Below are 20,588 nucleotides of genomic sequence, written 5' to 3'. Positions count from 1 at the left end.
ACTTACTCCTGGTACAACAATGAAAATCCTGTCAGAAAAATAATTACGCATCGGTGCGTTTTTTCTGTTTGTTCAGGTAGAGCTGTGCATCAGATGCTTTGTAGGCATCATCAATGGTGTCGTTTGGCTGCATATTATAAATCCCGACAGAGAAGCTGATTGATCTATCTTGCGCAATAATTTGTAAGTTATAGCGAATCCTCTCCAGCAGGCGGGGCGTTAATTCACTGGGGTGATCGATGAGGATAATGCAAAACTCATCGCCGCCGAGGCGGATGGCATAGTCGCTTTTGCGAATGGACGTTTGAATAGCTTTGGCCAAAATGGTGATAATGCGATCGCCTTCCTTATGCCCCAACGTATCATTAATAACTTTTAGTTTGTCACAATCAATGGCGATAAAGGTCACGAGCGTTCCCGTGTTCACCAACTGTTGCAAACGCTGCTCAAGTGCTGGCGTTAAAATTTTACGGTTGTAGAGCCCTGTCATCGCATCACTGACATTTTCCCGTGTGACGTTGTGATACAAGCGAAAATGCGTTCTGACCATATTCAGCAGCAATATCGTTGCCAGTAGATAGAAGGCGAATATCTTCCAGGACGAGACAATAAAGTACATAACATCAAGTGAGAGGGTGATACGTATACCGCCAGGTATGTCCTTCTCATAGTGAACATAGCGGAACAGATCGGTTTCACTTTTGTGAACGAGGATCTCTTTACCTGAACTGGTATCGGAGACCGTTACGTTAAGATAACGCCAGACGAGAGGGCGGTCGCTGGTATAGAAAATATTCTGTAAATTCTCTTTATTAATATCCACCATCACCACGCCTTTTAGCTTATTGGCGTAGTAAACCGGTGTTAAAAAGCTCATCACCTTTTTCTCGGTCAGGTTATCTTCATAAATACTGGAGATCACCGTGCGGCCAGTAAAAATACCGTCAATATCATTCTGGTCGATTCCCAACGTACCTTTTTGCAAAAACGACCAATTGCGTATCGCAAATTTCCGCGAGTCGATCACATCATAGAAATAAACGTAGTTATTTTTGAGATCGACGTAATATCGAAATTTATACTCCAGCGTCCCTAATCCCTGACCGTAATCTTTCTGCTGACGATTAACATTGACCGCCCGGTCAAAAGAGGGCAACAGAAAAATGTCATCAAGCTGTTCGCTACATTTTGTTGAGGTGGTCTGCAACGTACCGTGTAATGGCAGATAGTTGCGCTTAGTGAGATTGAGCCCATGAGTGCCGTTAACGCTGTCGAAAGCGTTGCAAAGTACTTTTTGCTGTTCGAGAGAAGCAGGCCCCTGAGGGGACGAAAATGTGCGCATCAGATGGGCTGCGATGCTCTGATTTGTGTACTTATCATAGAGAAACGAGGAGTCGGCTTTCTCATTGATATAGCGCATGTACGCATTCATTGCTTTATCACTAGCAATGAGCTCATAAACCAAAAAAGAAGATGTCAAAACAATTACGCTGACGGAGATAAAGATCCTGAGCGCTTTATGATGCAATTTCATAATGATTTACAGCCCTGTAAGTCTGATACTTCAGTCTATCACACGGCATACATCCGCTCTAACGCTACGGAAAAGGACATTTTGAAATAAAAATCATTCGCGTACTTCACCTTTAACTCTTAATGTTGTATTTATAATGCAACTTATAGAAAGGAGACAGGCCAATGAGCGCGACTGAAAAAGCGGGTCATACATTTTTAGCCAGCCTGGGCAAAACCCGTCTGCGTCCGGGCGGCGTTGAAGCAACAGAATGGTTGTTTAGCCAGTCACAGCTGACGCCCGGCAGCCAGGTACTTGAAGTGGCGTGCAACATGGCCACGACGGCGATAGAGTTAGTTCAACGCTATGGCTGTACCGTATACGCCATTGATATGGATAAAACCGCACTGTCAAATGCAAGGAATAACGTAGCGGCAAATGGTCTGGAAAATCATATTCATGTGATGGCTGCTAACGCCAACACTCTTCCTTTTGCGGATAACAGTTTCGATGTTGTGATTAACGAAGCCATGCTGACAATGTATGCCGATAAAGCGAAGGCGAAGTTAATTGCCGAATATTATCGCGTGTTGAAGCCCGGTGGGCGTCTGCTCACCCACGACATTATGTTCACCGCCCAGAAACTGGGCGCGGGCGATCAGGGCCAGCTTGTCGATGTGGTGAAATCAAACGTTAGCCCAATGACCAGACAAGGCTGGCGTGATTTGTTTCTTAACTGCGGGTTCGAACAGGTCCTGCAGCAGAATGGCAACATGTCGCTGATGTCGCCGCGCGGATTAGTTCGTGATGAAGGGCTTACGGGGGCGGTAAAAATTGTGTTTAACGGCTTACGCACGAGTGAAAATCGTCGTCGTTTCCTGAAAATGTTTCGCTTCTTCCGTTCGCAACGTCATCAACTCAATTACATTGCCTGCTGCTCTGTAAAGGGAAAATAAAAAGGATAAACGGATGAATATTGATAAGATGAAAAAACAGCACCCGTAAAAAATCAGCCAGAGAAGATAACCTCTGGCTGATTTGTTTAGGTGGTTAACTATTGCTGGTCGTACTTTGTTTATGAAACAGTTCGCGGAATACCGGGTAAATATCATCCTGGTCGCGAATATGTTGCATCGCAAAGTTATCAAAAGTTGATTGCAGATGTTCGTATTCACGCCACAAGGTTTGGTGAGCGCGGCGAGTGATTTCGATATAGCTGTAATAGCGGACCACTGGCAGCAGTTTTTTCGCCAAAATCTCATGACACAGCGGTGAATCATCAGCCCAGTTATCACCGTCCGATGCCTGTGCAGCATAGATGTTCCACTGGGCAGGGTTGTAGCGATCTTTCACCACTTCATCCATTAACTTCAGCGCACTGGAGACAATGGTTCCCCCGGTTTCCTGAGAGTAGAAGAACTCATGCTCATCCACTTCTTTCGCCTGGGTATGGTGGCGAATATAAACCACCTCCACGTTCTTATAGGTCCGGCTTAAGAACAGATACAGCAGGATATAAAAACGTTTAGCCATATCTTTGGTCGACTGATCCATTGAACCAGAAACGTCCATCAGGCAGAACATTACCGCCTGGCTGGAAGGGTCGGGGCGTTTTTCATAATTCTTGTAGCGTAAATCAAAGGTGTCGATAAATGGCACGCGTTCGATTTTTGCCCGTAGTTCGGCAATCTCTTTGCGTAACCGTTCCTCTTCCAGCAACTGTGCTGGTTCGCTTTTCGCGATGGTTTCCAGATCCGCTTCGAGAGCATGCAGTTCGCGACGCTTACCCGCTGTCATCGCCGTGCGGCGCGCCAGTGAGTTTTGCAGGGATCGCACCACGCTGATGTTGGCAGGCACACCGTTAGAGGTAAAACCTGCCCGGTGCGTTTTGTACTCCGTTAGCTGACGCTGCTGATTCTGCTTCAGGTTAGGAAGTGCTAAATCTTCGAACAACAGATCGAGATATTCATCTTTAGAGATCTGAAAGACGAACTCATCCTGACCCTCACCATCCTGGCTGGCCTGGCCTTGTCCGCTTCCTGAACCGCCACCGCCGCCCTGTGGGCGTTCAATGCGGTCATTCTGCACAAAATGGTCGTTACCCGGATGCACGCGATGGCGCAGGCCACCACGTCCCTGATGAAACATTGGTTCGCTAATATCATCAGTCGGAATAGAGACAGATTCGCCGCTATCCACATCAGTCACCGAACGCTTGTTAATGGCCTCGGAGATCGACTGTTTAATTTGCGATTTATAACGGCGTAAGAAGCGCTGGCGGTTTACCGTGCTCTTGTTTTTGCCGTTAAGACGCCGGTCAATAAACCAGGTCATAAGCCCCCCGTACTGCCAACTGTTCGCCATGTCTGTAAGTGCCGGATGGCGCTGGCGCTATCCGGCCTACGGAACATTGTTTTGCAAGCCCGGTAAGCGCATGCGCCACCGGGCACTTATGTTAAGACGATTTACGTACGCGCAAATACCATTCGCACAGTAAACGCACCTGTTTACGCGTGTAGCCTTTTTCCATCATACGGTCGACAAAATCGTCGTGTTTTTTCTGCTCGTCAGTCGAGGTTTTAGCATTGAACGAAATGACCGGCAGCAGCTCCTCGGTATTGGAGAACATTTTCTTCTCAATAACCGTGCGCAGTTTTTCGTAACTGGTCCAGTTTGGATTGCGACCGCTGTTATTCGCTCTGGCACGCAGAACAAAGTTGACGATCTCGTTACGAAAATCTTTCGGGTTACTGATACCTGCCGGCTTCTCAATTTTCTCCAGTTCTGAGTTCAGTGACTCGCGGTCAAACAGCTGACCGGTATCCGGGTCGCGATACTCCTGATCCTGAATCCAGAAATCCGCATAAGTGACATAACGGTCGAAAATGTTCTGTCCGTATTCGGAATAGGATTCGAGATAAGCCGTCTGGATCTCTTTGCCGATGAATTCAGCATATTTCGGGATCAAATAGCCTTTCAGGAACTCAAGATAACGCTCAGCTTGCTCCTGCGGGAACTGTTCACGTTCGATTTGCTGCTCCAGTACGTAAAACAGATGTACCGGGTTAGCTGCCACTTCGGCATGGTCAAAGTTAAAGACGCGAGAGAGGATCTTAAACGCGAAACGCGTGGAAAGACCGTTCATTCCCTCATCAACCCCGGCGTAATCCCGATACTCCTGATAGGATTTCGCTTTCGGATCGGTATCTTTCAGGCTTTCGCCATCGTAAACGCGCATCTTCGAGTAAATGCTCGAGTTCTCAGGTTCTTTCAGGCGAGAAAGAATGGTAAAGCGAGAGAGCGTTTCCAGCGTGCCCGGTGCGCAAGGCGCATGGGTCAGCTCACTGTGGTTAAGCAGTTTTTCGTAAATTTTGATCTCTTCAGAGATACGCAGGCAATAAGGCACTTTGACGATGTAAACACGGTCAAGGAACGCCTCATTGTTTTTGTTATTACGGAACGTTACCCATTCGGACTCGTTCGAGTGGGCAAGAATAATCCCGTTAAACGGCAGGGCAGAGATACCTTCTGTCCCGTTGTAGTTTCCTTCCTGGGTGGCGGTCAGCAGAGGATGCAGCACTTTAATCGGTGCTTTAAACATCTCAACGAATTCCATAATCCCCTGGTTTGAGCGGCACAGTGCACCCGAATAACCGTAGGCATCAGGATCGTTCTGGGCGTGGTGTTCGAGTTTACGAATATCCACTTTCCCGACCAGCGCAGAAATATCCTGGTTGTTTTCATCACCAGGCTCCGTTTTGGCGATTGCGATCTGCTCCAGAATAGACGGCCAGACTTTGACGACGCGGAATTTTGTAATGTCCCCGCCAAAATCGTGCAGACGTTTCGCAGCCCAGGGCGACATGATCGTACCGAGATAGCGACGCGGGATCCCATACTCTTTTTCCAGAATCTGCGCGTCTTCCTGCGGATTAAACAGGCATAACGGATGATCGTTGACCGGGCTACGTTCGCCATTAGCACTCAGGACATAAATTGGTACTCTCTGCATCAGCGACTTCAGCCGCTCAGCAAGAGATGATTTCCCCCCTCCCACAGGCCCCAGCAGATACAGAATCTGCTTCTTCTCTTCCAGACCCTGAGCCGCATGTTTCAAATAAGAAACAATTTGCTCAATGGCGTCTTCCATGCCGTAAAACTCTTCAAAGGCGGGATAGCGTGCAATTACCCGATTCGAAAAGAGTCGAGAAAGTCGAGGTTCGTGGGCAGTGTCGACCATGACAGGCTCACCAATAGCCATTAATAGCCGCTCTGCCGCGTTGGCATAAGCACTGCGATCTTGCCGACAAGTGGTAAGAAACTCCTGCAGCGTGAACTCTTCGTCCTTGGCAGCTTCATAACGCTGGCGATAGTGATCGAATATATTCATGGTATGCCGTCCTTTCGTTTTTTAGCACATGTTAAGAGCCGTTCATATGAATAGTAGAGGCCCCTGAAGAGGTAAACTGAACGACGTCGTTGCTGAAGAAATAAGCAACTCTCATGCCATTTTAGTGGTCAGGAGATCAACGTATTCGGTGATACACCTTCTAAAATTAAGCGTAGATGGCATTTGCAAAACTTGCCTGTGTGCGCAAATGAATTTCAATGGCATATCAATAACTCATCAGCAAAAAAAGCACATCTTATGTAAAGAATTGGAGCGGGATTCATGCGGTGTTCACCGTCCTGCAAGCAAAATGTCATCACTCGCTGAGAAATTAGGGGGTTACATTCTGGGGCGAATACGTAAAATAGTTGGGCTGAAGCGTATTGGCGGTTACACTTTGACCGCTACACATTTGAATAAGGAATTATGGATTGTGACCAAACTCAAACTTCTGGCACTTGGCGTCCTTGCCGCAACCGCAGTTAGCACCGCACAGGCGGAAAGTCAGTGGACTGTTGGCGCGGGTGTCGGCGTGATTAACAGCCCGTACAAACAGTATGACCGCGATGTTTACCCTGTTCCGGTTGTCACCTATGAAGGCGATAATGTCTGGTTCCACGGCTTGGGTGGCGGTTACTATTTGTGGAATGATACGACAGATAAGCTTTCCATCATGGCGTACTATGATCCGACGCATTTCAAGCCAGGTGATAGCGATAGCCATGCTTTGCGCCAACTCGACAAGCGTAAAAGCAGCATGATGGCTGGCCTTTCGTATGTACATAACACCCAGTATGGTTTCCTGCGTACTGCACTGGCGGGTGATACTCTGGATAACAGCAACGGCTTTATCTGGGATCTGGCCTGGCTCTACCGTTACACTAATGGTGGGCTGACTCTGACGCCGGGTATCGGTGTGCAGTACAGCAGCGAAAACTACAACGACTATTATTATGGCGTGTCCAATCACGAGTCTCGCCGCAGTGGTCTGAAAAGCTACAACGCTGACGATGGATGGGATCCGTACCTGGAGTTGACCGCGAGCTATAACTTCATTGGAAACTGGAACGTATACGGAACTGGCCGTTATGTGCGCTTGAGTGATGAAGTGAAGGACAGTCCGATGGTCGATAAGTCCTGGTCTGGCATCTTCTCGGTGGGTGTAACTTACAAGTTCTGATGCTACTGCGCGTCAAGCACTAGCCCGCATCAGTGCGGGCTTTTTTGTGCGTGACGGAGATGAATATTGATCTAAAACATGAGATTTGATTTTTTGTGCTGTTTTGGCATTCTGTCAGGCGACAACGAATTTTTAACGTATTATTCCTGTCGCTGTTACTAAAAATAAACCTGCTATTTTATTAGCCTGTTATCTATTCATTTTTGAATGAAATATAGTCGTGAAGGTTTAGCAAGTCATTGTCATGAGGTAATGGTTTGTAGCTATACAATGCGTTGATAATACTAGGGTTTATGATCGAGGTAAGCGTTATTTTCTTATTGTTAAGCACAATGAAAATTATTGATAACTCTTTTAGCATGTTTATCTCATGGCGAAAGTTAACTTTCATGTGAAAAAAACAAAAATTAATCGATTGATTTTAATTTTACATCTTTAGGTATTTATCTGAAAAAAATTAAATTGACATTAAATATTCCATTGCAGATATTAATTAAACTTTAAAGTATCGACAGCAACTCTTCATAGCATTAAATATAATGCGCCATGTGGATTTTTTGAGAATAAACCTGGTATATATAATGAAAAAGTTAATCATGATAGCTGTGATGGGCGGGATTCTGGCTGGTTGTTCCTCCGAGGCTTCACGCATGAATGCTTGCGAAAGCAAGGGTGTGAGCCGTGATGCCTGTTATGTTGCGGAGCAAAACCGTCAGGCGACAATCAATGCTGCCGCTGAAAAACAGGCTATGGAAAATGCGCAAAACTTGTATGGCACAAATGATACAAATTCCAGTCACCACCACAAACACGATAAATATTAAGGTTTAACTAATGAAGAAATTAATTATTATCGCTGCTCTGGTGGCTTCCTCTGCTGCGCCTGCGTATGCCATCAGTGAGGCTTATCGTCAACAGTTACAGCATGAACATAAAACCATGGTCAGTGACACGAATGCCCCGGTACACGCCAGTAAAATCACGCCCGTGCATGTGAATAAACTTGGAGTGGACTTTAAACGTGGTGCTGATGGCATTGCTTATATTAATGGCAAACCTGCAGCAAATGATGAGAATAGTGCTGAAGCTCAGTCTTATAGCGCAGGTTTGACTTCCGTTATCGTCTATAAAAACGGAAAAATCAACGCTATGAAAGAGGGGAAATATTTAGGTCGGTTGAAATAACCACTTCGTAGATAAGATTTTGTATTTTTTCGGCCCGGGAACATCTGCTGTTCCCGGGCTTTTTATTTCGCTCGCCTTAACGATCGGTTTCCAATCCATGATGGTGCAATTTGTGCACCCTAACAGGACACATGCACGTTGTTTTGCTTTACTGTGGTGCATTAACACAGGAGGGTGCGATGACAGCGAAACAGGTGACGTTTACAAACCAGGTATCGCTTCCTGCTATTGGGCAGGGAACATGGTACATGGGCGAGGATCCAAGCCGACTCCGGGATGAAGTGTCTGCGCTGCAGGCCGGACTGGATCTCGGCCTGCGATTGATTGATACCGCAGAAATGTACGCTGATGGTGCAGCGGAAGAGGTGGTGGGTGACGCATTAACGGGACGGCGTGATAGCGCTTTTTTAGTCTCGAAAGTTTACCCATGGAATGCCGGTGGACAGAAAGCCATTGCCGCCTGCGAAGCGAGCCTGCGTCGACTGAAAACTGATTATCTGGATCTCTATTTGCTGCACTGGATGGGCGATTTTTCATTTGCAGAGACCATCGATGCCATGGAAACACTGATTGCGCAGGGGAAAATCCGCCGTTGGGGCGTCTCAAATCTCGATTATGATGATATGCAGGCGTTATGGCAGGTACCCGGTGGACGAGAGTGTGCAACTAACCAGGTGCTTTATCATTTAGCCTCGCGCGGTATTGAATATGATTTACTGCCGTGGTGCCAGCAGCAGCAGATGCCGGTCATGGCATACAGTCCGCTGGCTCAGGCGGGACGACTGCGTGGAGATTTGCTTTCTAACTCTGTGGTGAATGACATCGCGCGTGCGCACAATGTTAGCGCTGCGCAGATTTTGCTGGCATGGGTGATTCGTCAGTCGGGTGTAATAGCCATCCCGAAAGCCGCAAGCGTAGCGCATGTCGAACAAAATGCCGCCGCGCTGGGGATAATGCTCTCTGTAGATGAGTTGAAGCAGTTAGATAAGGCGTATCCGGCGCCCAAAGGTAAAACCGCGCTGGATATGGCCTGATTTGCCAAATGCCGATGTTCCCGCAGCTTATCAGGCCTACGGCTGTATGTAGTTTGTAGGCCGGATGAGGCATTAGCCGCATCCGGCACGGTGCGCGGAACTGCCTGATGCGCTGTGCTTATCAGGCCTACGGCTGCATGTAGTTTGTAGGCCGGATAAGGCGTTAGCCGCATCCGGCACGGTGCGTAAAGCTGCCTGATGGCGCTGTGCTTATCAGGCCTACGGCTGCATGTAGTTTGTAGGCCGGATAAGGCGTTAGCCGCATCCGGCATGGGGACGTGTAACTGCCTGATGCGCTGTGCTTATCAGGGCTACGGCTGCATGTAGTTTGTAGGCCGGATAAGGCGTCAGCCGCATCCGGCACGGTGCGCGGAACTGCCTGATGCGCTGAGCTTATCAGGGCTACGGCTGCATGTAGTTTGTAGGCCGGATAAGGCGTCAGCCGCATCCGGCACGGTGCGCGGAACTGCCTGATGGCGCAGCGCTAATCAGGCCTGCGGCTGCGTGTAGTTTGTAGGCCGGATAAGGCGTTAGCCGCATCCGGCACGTTGCGCAGAGCTGTGTTAGCGTTTAGCTACACGGATAGTCTGCGCGAGGCGAGATGGTTTTTCTTCGGTGGTTTTCTGCGGAGCGGTCGCGTAAGCCGTTTCTACACAAACAAACGTTTTGTAGCCATCATCCGGCATGTCGCCCATGCTGACGGACAGCGCCGGGCCAGGGTTCCAGCCCACTACATTCAGATGGTGGTGGTGGACAACATCTATATTGCGATTCAACGCATCATCATGAATCACGCTGCACGCTTCCGGATTCAGATAAACGCGATCGGTGCGGTCCGGGAAGGTCTGGATCCCATCAGCCAGCACATCTTCTTTAGCATCATTCACTTTATCGATCAGGCGATCGCCAAGACCACTGACTTTCACTGCCGCAATGTCACCAACGTTGAAATAGGTATGCAGTGCCGAGGTGGTTTCAAACTCACCATGAGCTTCCAGCTCCATTTCACAGGTGACTCCCACTTTGAAGCGGGCCAGCAGGCAGAACTCGTGCGGCCATAGCTGACGCGTTTCAGCGTTGCTCTGCAGTTCAAACGTCAGCACCACGCCATTGTCGTCTTCGTTGTGCGCTTTCAGCGTCCATGGCAGGTTGCGGGCAAAACCATGCGAAGGCAGGCCCTGCTTAGCAGCCGGACCAAACCACGGCCAGCAAATTGGTACGCCGCCACGCAGCGCTACGCCGGTTTTAAACGGGGTATTATTACTTAACCACAGGACTTCCTCTTCACCATTTGGTTTCCAGGAAAGAAGATGTGCGCCCTGCAGCGCGAAAGAAGCTTTAACCTGTGGGTGATCGACAACAAGAACCTCAAGCTCATCAAGCTGACGGCGGGAGAGGACAGGGGTAATTTGTTCGATTACCGGAAGTGCAAAAATTTTATTAATCATTACGCAATCCTTTCTTCAGGCAAAAAAAAGAGCGACCTGAGTCGCTCTTACAGATTACTGTTTCATCTCAACTTATTTGGAGATGTGAGCAATCAGGTCCAGAACTTTGTTGGAGTAGCCGGTTTCGTTGTCGTACCAGGATACCAGTTTCACGAAGTTGTCGTTCAGTGCGATACCTGCTTTAGCATCGAACACGGAAGTGCAAACTTCACCGTTGAAATCGGTAGATACTACGTCGTCTTCGGTGTAACCCAGAACGCCTTTCATCGGGCCTTCGGAAGCAGCTTTGATTGCTTTCTTAATTTCTTCGTAAGAAGCAGCTTTTTCCAGACGAACGGTCAGGTCAACAACGGATACGTTCGGGGTAGGAACGCGGAACGCCATACCAGTCAGTTTGCCGTTCAGTTCTGGCAGTACTTTACCTACAGCTTTAGCTGCACCGGTAGAGGACGGGATGATGTTCTGGGATGCGCCGCGGCCGCCGCGCCAGTCTTTGTGAGACGGGCCATCAACGGTTTTCTGAGTAGCGGTGGTCGCGTGAACAGTAGTCATCAGACCTTCGATGATGCCGAAGTTGTCGTTGATAACTTTAGCCAGCGGAGCCAGGCAGTTAGTGGTGCAGGAAGCGTTAGAAACGATGTCCTGACCTTCGTATTTGTCAAAGTTAGCGCCTTTAACAAACATCGGAGTGTTATCTTTGGACGGACCAGTCAGAACCACTTTTTTCGCGCCAGCAGTGATGTGCTTACGAGCGGTTTCATCTGTCAGGAACAGGCCAGTAGCTTCAGCTACTACGTCAACACCAACTTCGTCCCATTTCAGGTTAGCCGGATCACGTTCAGCGGTAACACGGATTTTTTTACCGTTTACGATCAGATGACCGTCTTTCACTTCAACGGTACCGTTGAAACGGCCGTGAGTGGAGTCATATTTCAGCATGTAAGCCATGTAGTCAGCGTCTAACAGGTCGTTGATTGCAACGATCTCGATGTCAGAGCGTTCTTGAGCAGCACGGAAAACAATGCGACCGATACGGCCAAAACCGTTGATACCTACTTTGATAGTCATATATTCCACCAGCTATTTGTTAGTGAATAAAAGGTTGCCTGTAAAATTACAAAAACCTTACGCAGCGTCAAGCGGAATCGTGTCAATCATTGCGACAAATCAATCTGCTGCCTAAGCTTTGCGCAACTGACTCGCCTCACTCTTCCTTTGGGCTTGAAACCACATGGGGTCGGCGGCCCGAATTTTAAAGGGCAATCAAGATAAAAACGTGATTCTGATCACGAATTGCAGGCTGCCATTTCGCAAGGATCAAGTTTAGAACAAAAGTTCGCACTCCGGTGTTAATGTTTTGTTAGAATCTGTCTCGCGATGTGAGTTTAGATAAAGCGAGATGTGAGCAAATGGCTAATCAACCTTCTCCAGAAGAACTGAAAAAAAATTTAACCGAAATGCAGTTCTATGTGACGCAGAATCACGGGACAGAACCGCCATTTACCGGACGTTTGCTACATAACAAACGTGACGGCATCTACCACTGTTTGATCTGCGACAATCCGCTATTTCGTTCCGAGACAAAATATGACTCAGGCTGCGGCTGGCCCAGCTTTTACGAGCCTGTCAGCGATGAGGCTATCCGTTACATAAAAGATACGTCACACGGCATGCAGCGCATTGAAATCCGCTGCGGAAACTGTGATGCACACCTGGGACACGTCTTCCCGGATGGTCCGAAACCTACCGGTGAACGGTACTGCGTTAACTCAGCGTCTTTGAACTTTACCGATGGTGAAAACGGTGAGCAAACCAAGGGTTGAAGAAACGATTCAGCAAATTATTCTACGGAGAGTGGATTTAACATGAATCTTGATGAGATGATCAACAGCATGACGCCGGAAGTTTATCAGCGCTTATCGACTGCCGTTGAACTCGGAAAATGGCCGGATGGCGTAGCGCTAACGGTAGAACAAAAAGAGAATAGCTTACAGCTGGTGATGTTATGGCAGGCGCGAAACAATATTGACGCGCAGCATATGACGATTGATACCAACGGTGAGATGGTGATGAAGAGCAAGCAGCAGTTGAAGGTGGAGTTTGGTATTACGCCAGAACCGATTGCGACGTTTAAATCCTGATTACCCAGGCCCGGCAAACATCTGTGTCGGGCCTGCAGTTGATGTTATTTCTTGTTCATCATCGCTTTCAGATCGGCGAACGGGTTGTATTTCGCTTCGCCTACGGCCTTTTGCGCATCTTCTCCTGCAACCACCGTTGAACCATACTGGTCCGCTTCCGTATATTTGGAATGCTCGTGATCGTGGCAGTACAGGCACAACATTTCCCAGTTGCTACCATCTTCCGGGTTATTTGAGTGATCGTGATCGATATGGTGTACCGTCAACTCGCGCAAATTTGAATACACGAACTCACGGGAACAGCGTCCGCAGACCCAGGGAAAGAGTTTAAGCGCCTTTTCCCGGTAACCGACTTCCAGACGGGCGTAATTTTTAGGGATAAAAGCCATAAAAGCGCATGCCTCCAGTAGAAAATGAAGAGCTGCGCCAAAAGCTGGCGCAGCAGAATGCGCTAATCATAACCTATTGTGTCAGGCGTTGGGATCAGTGTTTGATGCCTAACGAATCGGCTAACTGCTTCGCCAACTGATTATTGTCATCTGCGCCGTACTCCCAGAACATGGCGCCTGCCAACCCTTTGCTTTTGATGTAGTCGGCTTTGATCGCCACCGAACGCGGGTTTTCATAGGAGAGGGCAAAGAGTTTTTTTCCATCCGCAGACTGTACCGACAGCCACGGCACTTTCGCTTCATCATCCCAATGTTGACTAAAGCGTTTTTGCGGATCGTTGATCAACTTCGCCACGATATCGTTGTACTTCACGTAGGTGTCTTTGCTCAGGTCGACGCCCAGTGATTTGAACAACTCAATTTGAGCTGACTCGAAATAGGGCTGGGTAGCCGGGTTTTTCTGCGCGTCAGGTTTGCTCCAGTCAATACCTGGCTCAACGGCGCGTTTTGGTACACGTCCATAAAAGCCAATGCCCAGATTCATTTGACTCGGTTTCAGACCGGCTGCGAGATAGTTATTGACCACAAAATCGGCGCTGTACTTATCCGCCGCGGCGACCGTTGGCCATTGCGTCGAATCGTACAGGTTCGAGTTGAAATATTGGGTGCCGTAAGCCATGTCATAGGTCATCAGGTTGATGTAGTCGAGCGATGGTGCAATGGCTTTTACATCCACCCAGCTTTTCGGACTTTCCGCATTCGCGCCCACGGCGATGGTCAGCAGTTTTTTATGCCCCAATGCGGCACGCAGCTCTGTTAACAGCGCGGTGAAGTTAGCGCGGTCAGCCGGTTGGCTTTCGACCAGTCCCCAGGCGCCGTTAATTGGATATTCCCAGTCGAGGTCGATGCCATCCAGACCATATTTCGCAATTATCTCCTGTGCAGACTGAATAAACACTGCGCGTGTTTCCTTCGTTGCTGCCGCGCCAGAGAATCCACGCGCTCCCCAGCCGCCGACGGAAAGCAAAACTTTCAGGTTTGGATTTTGTTTACGCAGCTGTGGAATTTTCAGCAAATCATCCTGCACTTTCTGTGAAAGCCAAATCTGATGCAGTTTGCTGGCGTCTTTTAAGGCGTCATTGGTCTCGTCTTTTTCGTTGTTGTAGACAAGGCCAAACGAATAGTTGAGATGGGTTATCTGGCGAACATCCAGTTTATTGATGTCGCCACCGGGACCGGCAGTGACGTCGCCGCCACCATTAAAGTAGCCAACTGACATCAGTGAACTGGCGGAAACAACGCTGGCGCAGAGCAGGGGTAATGCTGCCAACAAAGGCAATAGTTTCATCGGTGTTCCTCTTTGACATTTAAACAAGCAAACACGCCACGGAAATGGCGTGGCAAAAAAAACAGCACCCGCAGGTTAACAGTTTCATAACAGGAAAAATGCGAAGGGGTTCACGCCATGCTGGAGCAGCGGCAAACCAATTTTGGTAGGTTGTATTGGTTAGAGGAGTACTGGTTGAAAGGGAGATGCGTATTAATCCGGCCTATAAATTTGCAAAAATGTGCAGTTTCAATCGACCGGATATAACGTTTTAAAGCATTAGCGCTGGGTTTCCAGCCAGTCGTCCAACGTATACAGCGTTGCGCCCGCAGCTGCCATTTCCATAAAGGCGTTTGCACTGTCCTGGGGGTGAATATTAACGCCACGGCAGCCGTCGGTTATAACGCTGACGGTGTAGCCAAGATCGAGCGCATCCAGAACGGTGAATTTAACGCAATAGTCGGTAGCCAGGCCCATGATGATGAGCTCGGCAATGCGGTGTTCGAGTAGCCATGCATTTAGCGTGGTTGCCTGACGACGACCATTATCAAAAAACGCACTGTAGCTGTCGACCAGCGGGTTCTCACCTTTAGTGAACGTTTGAGTTATCGCACGCTGGTTCAGCAGCGGATGCAGGGCAGCACCTTCGCTGTTTTGTACGCAATGATCGGGCCAGAACGTCTGCGCCAGGCCATCGAGTTGTCCCTGGGTGTAGGGCTCGACCTGATGCTGGCTGGCAAAACTACCGTGATTAGCCGGGTGCCAGTCCAGACTGGCAACGACCGTGTCGCCGCGTATGGCACACCAGTCAATCAGGCGGTTGGCGATATCGATTGTGCTGTCACCTTGTGGGACCGCGAGGGCACCACCGGCACAAAAGTCATTTTGTAAATCGACCAACAGTAAGGCTCGGGCCATGGGCATAGACTCCTTTAATCGTCAGGTGTGAGCTCACCACGCAGATTTTGCGTCATTGCTTCACGAATTGTCTGCGTATCCAGTCCCTGACTCAGCAAATAGTGCAGTTTGGTGAGTGTGGCTTCGACGGTCATATCCGCGCCGCCAATCACGCCGGCATGCGCCAGCGCATTCCCTGTCGCGTAGCCCCCCATGTTCACCTTGCCGGACATACACTGCGTAAGGTTCACCACCACAATGCCACGCGAGCTCGCATCTTCAAGTTCTTTCAGGAACTCTTTATTCTGCGGCGCATTGCCCACGCCGTAGGAGCGCAAAATTAATGCTTTTACCGGCTGGCGCAGGAAGTTGCGTACCACGTCAGCGGAGATCCCAGGATAAATAGTGACCACGCCAATCGGTTGCGGAGTGATAGGATGGACAATCAACTCACCTGTGCCGTGAGGTGCGGGCGGTGTTCCCAGACGACGAATGTGGATCCCGGCTTCCAGCAGTGGTGCAAGGTTGGGTGAGGCAAACGCGTCAAAACCATCAGCATGCGCTTTAGTGGTCCGGTTACCGCGAAACAGTCGGTTGTTGAAAAACAGGGTCACTTCATTGATCGGATAATTTGCTGCAACGTACAACGCATTCAGCAAATTGATTTGTCCGTCAGAACGTAGCTCTGCTAATGGGATTTGTGACCCTGTCACAATGACTGGCTTGCCCAGATTCTCCAGCATAAATGAGAGCGCCGAAGCCGTAAACGCCATGGTGTCAGTGCCGTGCAGAATGACAAAACCATCGTAATCGTCGTAGTGCGTCTTAATGTCTTCAGCAATATGCTGCCAGTCTTCTGGCGTCATATCGGAGGAATCCATCAGCGGGACGTATTCGTGGATGGTGAAGTCTGGCATCTCTGGGCGGTGGAATTCAGGCATCAGTGCCAACTGACGCTGGAGATGACCGGAAACAGGAATATAACCCTGTTCTGAGCGCTGCATACCAATGGTACCGCCGGTATAGGCAACGTAAATCGATTTCTTTTGCATGGGCGTCACAGGTTAAGTTGTGCATAAACAGGCGCAGTATAAAGTTCCCCCCGAAAAAATACAGTGCAAATGACGCATACCTGCCATCCGATCAATATGTCATTTATGTTCAGTGCCTTGTCCCGTTTGTTCAGTGTGGTTTTGCTCCCTCGGCCCTACAGTAGCAGCCTTGCTTTTTGGATATAGCGATTGCCGTTATCATGTTTCGTCGTAATGACAATACGCATGGAGCCTGAAGTGAAGAAAGACCTGAGAATTTATCAGCCAGGCGAGTGGGCGGATGGAGACATCATTACGGCTATCGATGCGAGTCAGACAGAGACACCGCACAGACCACAGTTGAATGTCGGCATTCTTCTGTGGCCGGAATTTCCTCTGCTGGCGCTGGCGGGGTTAACCGATGCGTTACGTCATGCGGCGGATATGGGGGATGATAGCCAGAAAATTCGCTGCTCCTGGCGTCTGATGAGCGCTACACCAGACCGACCTGTTCTAAGCAGTTCAGGAATGGCGATGATGCCGGATAGCGCATTCGTTGCACCGGAACAATTTGATTATGTGGTGGTGATTGGCGGCTTGCTGCGCAGTATGGCGAAAGCCGATCGGGCCGCGCGACGTTACCTGCATCTTGCGCATCAGCTCAACATTCCGCTGGTAGGTATCTGCACGGGCAGCTTTGTTCTGGCGCAAGAAGGTTTCCTCAATGGGCTGATGGCGGCGATTCATCCCTGGCATCTGAATGATTTTAAAACGCAATTTCCTCAGCTGGCTGCCCGTAGCGGGGTCGATTTTGTTGAGGAAAAAGGGATTCTGACATGTCCGGGGGGCATTTCGACGATAGGGCTGGCAACAGAGCTTATTCGCCGCCACTGTGGTCCCGACAGGGCGACAAAAGCCATCTTCCAGATGTCCGTCCCCAACCGCATAGACAGCACGTCAGTGGCGGTCTCCAGAGCGATAGGTTTTACCCACGTGAGCGACAGTCGGTTACGCAAAGCGGTCTTTTTAATTGAGCAAGGGCTGGTAAAGCCCATATCGACCCGCTGGCTGGCCGCAGAAGTCAACCTGAGCCCTCGACAACTTACCCGGTTGTTTAACGCCGAGTTCGCCCAGTCGCCAGGAGAGTTTATCCGACGAGCGCGTTTGCGTTATGCCCACTGGCTGCTGATGAATTCTGGAGAGAGTGTCACGGAGATTGCGCTGCGTCTGGGATTTAGCGACTGTGCGCACTTTATTCGTTTGTTTAGTCGGGAGTTTGGCTGTACGCCTGGCGATTTTCGCAGTACGCGACATCAGAATGTGTAAAAAAATGCTGCCCCGACTTGGGGCAGCATTGGCAGATTAGCGAACGTTGGCGCAGGTCAGGCAAAACGCATAGCGGTTTTGCGGATCGTTAAACGCGGCCAGCTTATCGCTCTCCGCTTTAACCGTACTCGCCGCAGAAGCGAGCGGCGCCGGGAGCATCGCCTGGATCGCTTCAGGCAGCATGGCACGAACGGAACCGGACATGCTGTCCATCACCATATCAACGAATGTCGGTTCGTCCTGATAATACTCAATGTGCCATTGCTTCAGTTTGGCCAGCTCAGCCGCTTTCGCCACAGCGTCATCAAAATCACCCAGACTGTCTACCAGACCGTTGGCTTTCGCATCCTGGCCGGTCCAGACGTGGCCCTGCGCGATTTTGTCAATCTGCTCAGGCGTTGTCTTACGCGCATCGGCGACCAGCGTAATAAAGCGCTTATAGCCGTTCTCGATGCTCAGTTGCATCATTTGCTGCACTTCAGGTGGTAACGCTTTGGTGATGGAGATATCCGCCAGTGGGGATGTCGCCACGCCGTCGGTGTGTACACCAATGGAATCCAGACTGTTCTCGACGGTGTTGATCACGCCAAAGATCCCGATTGAACCGGTCAGCGTGCTGGGGTTCGCCACAATGTAGCTTGCTGGGGTGGAGATCCAGTACCCGCCGGATGCCGCCATGCCCCCCATGGACACGACAACCGGCTTGCCTACTGCTTTTGCCGCAGCCAGCTCAGCGCGAATGACTTCGGAAGCGCTGACGCTGCCGCCAGGGCTGTTCACGCGCAGCACAATTGCTTTCACTTTCGGATCAAGACGCGCTTCGCGGATCTGCGCGGCAGTCGTGTCACCGCCCACATTCCCAGGGGTTTCTTCACCGTCCATAATTGCGCCATTCGCGAAGACGACGCCAATGCTGTCCCCAGTATCCGCTGGCGTTTTCAGCGAGTAATCGTAATAGCTGACGGCGCGATAATTTTTATCCGCTTTGCTCCAGCCAAACTGTTTGGTCAGCATTTTTTCGACTTCAGCGCTGGAAGCGAGTGCATCCACCAGTTTGTTGTCGAGCGCATACTTCGCGGTATCACCATCGACTTTTGTCAAACCGTCCAGCATGGCCTGTGCGCCCGGGAACACCTGCTGAGCAGGGATCTGGCGGTTGGCAGCGACCGTGTCGAGATAGTTCTGCCACAGCTCGCCGATCCAGCGGCTGTCGGCCTCGCGCGCGGCAGGAGACATATCATCACGAATGAACGGTTCTACGGCAGACTTATAAGTCCCGACACGGAACACGTGCGTGGAAACTTTCAGCTTGTCGAGCAGGGACTTGTAGTACAAACCGTTGGTGGCAAAGCCGTGCAGATCAACGGAACCCTGCGGAGAGAGATAAATTTTATTGGCGAAACTGGCGAGGTAGTACTGCCCCTGGCTGAAGTTATCGCCCACGGCAAAGACCGGTTTGCCGCTGTCGCGGAATTCCCGCAGCGCTTTACCGATATACTGCATGGAAGGCTGGTCGGCCCCGGCAAAATTTTTCAGATCCATCACTATGCCAGTGATGTTGCGATCATCTTTTGCCTGGCGAATAGTATTCACGATATCGAACAGGGAGTTTTCCTGCAGACGATCGGAACTGGCGCCAAACAGCTGACGACCAATAACGCTTAAGCGACTGGTGCTCGAAGGCTTATCGACAATCACCCCCGAGATATCCAGCAGCAGTGCGCCTCGCTCAGCGTGTTCACTGGTATTGCTGCTGCTGACCTGCATCCAGATGCCCACGCCCACCAGCACCAAGAAGATGAAGAACAGGTTAAGCACAAATTCACGGACGAAATTGAGTAATCGCCATGTCCATTTAAAAAATCCGGCAATAAATCGCCACAGGGTTCGCATGTATTCTCCCTACCGATTAACAACACGCCACCCCGAAATTCCGGAGAAAGGCGATAAGATGAGGCTATCGTAATGACCCGACAGGCACTTGTCAGCAGGAATCACCGCCTGTGCTGTAACAAAATCCGCTCACGTGTTAATTTTGTGAACAAATCTCATTGTTGGAGTTAAGCAAATGGATGCACTCGAATTACTGATTACCCGTCGTAGCGCCTCTCGTCTCGTCGAGCCAGCCCCGACAGGAGAGCAGCTGCAAAACATTCTGCGTGCGGGAATGCGCGCGCCAGACCACAAAACGCTGCAACCGTGGCAATTCTTTGTCATTGAGGGCGAAGGGCGTGAGCGTTTTAGCGCGGTGCTTGAAAAAGGGGCGATTGCCGCAGGCAGTGACGAGAAAGCCCAGGAAAAAGCGCGCAGCGCACCGTTTCGCGCGCCGTTGATTATTACCGTGGTGGCGAAATGTGAAGAAAACGACAAGGTTCCTCTGTGGGAACAAGAAATGTCTGCCGGTTGTGCGGTGATGGCTATGCAGATGGCCGCAATTGCCCAGGGCTTTGGCGGTATCTGGCGCAGTGGTGCATTAACCGAAAGTGCGGTCGTTCGCGAAGCATTCGACTGTCGCCCGCAAGATAAAATCGTCGGTTTCCTCTATCTGGGCACACCGCAGCTAAAAGCATCCACGACGATTAACCTTGCCGATCCGGGCGCATTCGTCCGTTATTTCTGATATCAACGGCAAAACTGTCTGGATTCTGAGCAAAGACACCCGAATTCAGACAGTCACCCTTACCACATCATGGAATGAGCGCTACCATATCCGGATTGCAATGACAG

19 protein-coding genes are annotated in these 20,588 nt (G+C 49.9%); 9 read left to right on the top strand and 10 right to left on the bottom strand.

Going from position 1 to position 20,588, the window contains the following annotated elements; all coding sequences use genetic code 11:
* Positions 1 to 43: 43 nt before the first annotated feature.
* Positions 44 to 1,534 carry a diguanylate cyclase DgcJ gene (gene dgcJ / locus OGX97_RS09000; protein ID WP_235124078.1) on the bottom strand — a complete coding sequence of 497 codons (1,491 nt, stop codon included), beginning with the start codon at positions 1,532 to 1,534 and terminating at the stop codon, positions 44 to 46.
* 164 nt (positions 1,535 to 1,698) lie between these two features.
* Here dgcJ and OGX97_RS08995 point away from each other — a divergent pair, with 164 nt between their 5' ends.
* A complete protein-coding gene (locus OGX97_RS08995) occupies positions 1,699 to 2,469 on the top strand; it encodes a class I SAM-dependent methyltransferase (protein ID WP_008784518.1) in 771 nt (256 codons plus the stop codon).
* A 94-nt stretch (positions 2,470 to 2,563) separates the two neighbouring features.
* Here OGX97_RS08995 and OGX97_RS08990 read toward each other — a convergent pair whose 3' ends face one another.
* Both OGX97_RS08990 and yeaG read right to left on the bottom strand, forming a co-directional pair.
* Positions 2,564 to 3,847 carry a YeaH/YhbH family protein gene (locus OGX97_RS08990; RefSeq protein ID WP_003832459.1) on the bottom strand — a complete coding sequence of 428 codons (1,284 nt, stop codon included), beginning with the start codon at positions 3,845 to 3,847 and terminating at the stop codon, positions 2,564 to 2,566.
* Positions 3,848 to 3,968: 121 nt separating this feature from the next.
* A complete protein-coding gene (gene yeaG, locus OGX97_RS08985; RefSeq protein ID WP_003030707.1) occupies positions 3,969 to 5,903 on the bottom strand; it encodes a protein kinase YeaG in 1,935 nt (644 codons plus the stop codon).
* Positions 5,904 to 6,336: 433 nt separating this feature from the next.
* Here yeaG and OGX97_RS08980 point away from each other — a divergent pair, with 433 nt between their 5' ends.
* From OGX97_RS08980 to OGX97_RS08965, 4 genes are all read left to right on the top strand, one after another.
* Positions 6,337 to 7,083: a MipA/OmpV family protein gene (locus OGX97_RS08980; RefSeq protein ID WP_032943108.1), complete on the top strand. Its 747-nt coding sequence runs from the start codon at positions 6,337 to 6,339 to the stop codon at positions 7,081 to 7,083.
* 581 nt (positions 7,084 to 7,664) lie between these two features.
* Entirely contained in the window at positions 7,665 to 7,907 is a 243-nt protein-coding gene (locus OGX97_RS08975) for a hypothetical protein (protein WP_032941787.1), read from the top strand.
* 10 nt (positions 7,908 to 7,917) lie between these two features.
* Positions 7,918 to 8,268, top strand: coding sequence for a hypothetical protein (locus OGX97_RS08970; RefSeq protein ID WP_235124076.1), 351 nt, complete (start codon positions 7,918 to 7,920; stop codon positions 8,266 to 8,268).
* A gap of 179 nt (positions 8,269 to 8,447) precedes the next feature.
* Positions 8,448 to 9,302 carry an aldo/keto reductase gene (locus tag OGX97_RS08965; protein ID WP_235124073.1) on the top strand — a complete coding sequence of 285 codons (855 nt, stop codon included), beginning with the start codon at positions 8,448 to 8,450 and terminating at the stop codon, positions 9,300 to 9,302.
* A 563-nt stretch (positions 9,303 to 9,865) separates the two neighbouring features.
* On the opposite strand, the gene OGX97_RS08960 is transcribed toward OGX97_RS08965, so the two are convergent.
* Positions 9,866 to 10,750: a D-hexose-6-phosphate mutarotase gene (locus tag OGX97_RS08960; protein WP_008784524.1), complete on the bottom strand. Its 885-nt coding sequence runs from the start codon at positions 10,748 to 10,750 to the stop codon at positions 9,866 to 9,868.
* A gap of 72 nt (positions 10,751 to 10,822) precedes the next feature.
* Positions 10,823 to 11,818: a glyceraldehyde-3-phosphate dehydrogenase gene (gene gapA / locus OGX97_RS08955; RefSeq protein ID WP_003030697.1), complete on the bottom strand. Its 996-nt coding sequence runs from the start codon at positions 11,816 to 11,818 to the stop codon at positions 10,823 to 10,825.
* 341 nt (positions 11,819 to 12,159) lie between these two features.
* Between gapA and msrB the strand changes: the two genes are divergently transcribed.
* Both msrB and OGX97_RS08945 read left to right on the top strand, forming a co-directional pair.
* Positions 12,160 to 12,573 carry a peptide-methionine (R)-S-oxide reductase MsrB gene (msrB, locus tag OGX97_RS08950; protein ID WP_003832475.1) on the top strand — a complete coding sequence of 138 codons (414 nt, stop codon included), beginning with the start codon at positions 12,160 to 12,162 and terminating at the stop codon, positions 12,571 to 12,573.
* 42 nt (positions 12,574 to 12,615) lie between these two features.
* Positions 12,616 to 12,891 (top strand): YeaC family protein, encoded by a 276-nt coding sequence (locus tag OGX97_RS08945; RefSeq protein ID WP_008784528.1) that lies wholly within the window; start codon positions 12,616 to 12,618, stop codon positions 12,889 to 12,891.
* 44 nt (positions 12,892 to 12,935) lie between these two features.
* Here the strand turns inward: OGX97_RS08945 and yajD are convergent, their stop codons facing one another.
* The 4 genes from yajD to ansA all read right to left on the bottom strand — a co-directional run bounded on the left by yajD (position 12,936) and on the right by ansA (position 16,556).
* A complete protein-coding gene (gene yajD, locus OGX97_RS08940; protein ID WP_003832478.1) occupies positions 12,936 to 13,280 on the bottom strand; it encodes an HNH nuclease YajD in 345 nt (114 codons plus the stop codon).
* Between the two features lie 94 nt (positions 13,281 to 13,374).
* On the bottom strand, positions 13,375 to 14,628 hold the full coding sequence (locus OGX97_RS08935; protein ID WP_218659345.1) for a glycoside hydrolase family 18 protein: 1,254 nt from the start codon (positions 14,626 to 14,628) through the stop codon (positions 13,375 to 13,377).
* 258 nt (positions 14,629 to 14,886) lie between these two features.
* Positions 14,887 to 15,525 carry a bifunctional nicotinamidase/pyrazinamidase gene (gene pncA / locus OGX97_RS08930; protein ID WP_373371236.1) on the bottom strand — a complete coding sequence of 213 codons (639 nt, stop codon included), beginning with the start codon at positions 15,523 to 15,525 and terminating at the stop codon, positions 14,887 to 14,889.
* A gap of 14 nt (positions 15,526 to 15,539) precedes the next feature.
* A complete protein-coding gene (gene ansA, locus OGX97_RS08925) occupies positions 15,540 to 16,556 on the bottom strand; it encodes an asparaginase (protein WP_191214787.1) in 1,017 nt (338 codons plus the stop codon).
* A gap of 237 nt (positions 16,557 to 16,793) precedes the next feature.
* On the opposite strand from ansA, the gene OGX97_RS08920 reads away from it, so the two are divergent.
* The gene (locus OGX97_RS08920; protein WP_235124069.1) at positions 16,794 to 17,861 is read left to right on the top strand and encodes a GlxA family transcriptional regulator; all 1,068 of its coding nucleotides are present in this window, start codon (positions 16,794 to 16,796) and stop codon (positions 17,859 to 17,861) included.
* Positions 17,862 to 17,897: 36 nt separating this feature from the next.
* Here the strand turns inward: OGX97_RS08920 and sppA are convergent, their stop codons facing one another.
* Positions 17,898 to 19,754, bottom strand: coding sequence for a signal peptide peptidase SppA (sppA, locus tag OGX97_RS08915; protein ID WP_218659342.1), 1,857 nt, complete (start codon positions 19,752 to 19,754; stop codon positions 17,898 to 17,900).
* 175 nt (positions 19,755 to 19,929) lie between these two features.
* On the opposite strand from sppA, the gene OGX97_RS08910 reads away from it, so the two are divergent.
* Entirely contained in the window at positions 19,930 to 20,481 is a 552-nt protein-coding gene (locus OGX97_RS08910; protein WP_191233730.1) for an NAD(P)H nitroreductase, read from the top strand.
* Positions 20,482 to 20,588 lie beyond the last annotated feature (107 nt).

It is taken from the genome of Citrobacter sp. Cpo061 (assembly GCF_030332845.1).
GTDB classification, from domain to species: Bacteria; Pseudomonadota; Gammaproteobacteria; order Enterobacterales; family Enterobacteriaceae; genus Citrobacter; species Citrobacter portucalensis.
This window is presented reverse-complemented; position numbering and strand designations above follow the sequence as displayed.

Coding starts and splice junctions, on each gene's coding strand:
- dgcJ (WP_235124078.1), bottom strand. CDS start 1,534: ATGAAATTGCATCATAAAGCGCTCAGGATCTTTATCTCCGTCAGCGTA.
- OGX97_RS08995 (WP_008784518.1), top strand. CDS start 1,699: ATGAGCGCGACTGAAAAAGCGGGTCATACATTTTTAGCCAGCCTGGGC.
- OGX97_RS08990 (WP_003832459.1), bottom strand. CDS start 3,847: ATGACCTGGTTTATTGACCGGCGTCTTAACGGCAAAAACAAGAGCACG.
- yeaG (WP_003030707.1), bottom strand. CDS start 5,903: ATGAATATATTCGATCACTATCGCCAGCGTTATGAAGCTGCCAAGGAC.
- OGX97_RS08975 (WP_032941787.1), top strand. CDS start 7,665: ATGAAAAAGTTAATCATGATAGCTGTGATGGGCGGGATTCTGGCTGGT.
- OGX97_RS08970 (WP_235124076.1), top strand. CDS start 7,918: ATGAAGAAATTAATTATTATCGCTGCTCTGGTGGCTTCCTCTGCTGCG.
- OGX97_RS08965 (WP_235124073.1), top strand. CDS start 8,448: ATGACAGCGAAACAGGTGACGTTTACAAACCAGGTATCGCTTCCTGCT.
- OGX97_RS08960 (WP_008784524.1), bottom strand. CDS start 10,750: ATGATTAATAAAATTTTTGCACTTCCGGTAATCGAACAAATTACCCCT.
- gapA (WP_003030697.1), bottom strand. CDS start 11,818: ATGACTATCAAAGTAGGTATCAACGGTTTTGGCCGTATCGGTCGCATT.
- msrB (WP_003832475.1), top strand. CDS start 12,160: ATGGCTAATCAACCTTCTCCAGAAGAACTGAAAAAAAATTTAACCGAA.
- OGX97_RS08945 (WP_008784528.1), top strand. CDS start 12,616: ATGAATCTTGATGAGATGATCAACAGCATGACGCCGGAAGTTTATCAG.
- yajD (WP_003832478.1), bottom strand. CDS start 13,280: ATGGCTTTTATCCCTAAAAATTACGCCCGTCTGGAAGTCGGTTACCGG.
- OGX97_RS08935 (WP_218659345.1), bottom strand. CDS start 14,628: ATGAAACTATTGCCTTTGTTGGCAGCATTACCCCTGCTCTGCGCCAGC.
- pncA (WP_373371236.1), bottom strand. CDS start 15,525: ATGGCCCGAGCCTTACTGTTGGTCGATTTACAAAATGACTTTTGTGCC.
- ansA (WP_191214787.1), bottom strand. CDS start 16,556: ATGCAAAAGAAATCGATTTACGTTGCCTATACCGGCGGTACCATTGGT.
- sppA (WP_218659342.1), bottom strand. CDS start 19,754: ATGCGAACCCTGTGGCGATTTATTGCCGGATTTTTTAAATGGACATGG.
- OGX97_RS08910 (WP_191233730.1), top strand. CDS start 19,930: ATGGATGCACTCGAATTACTGATTACCCGTCGTAGCGCCTCTCGTCTC.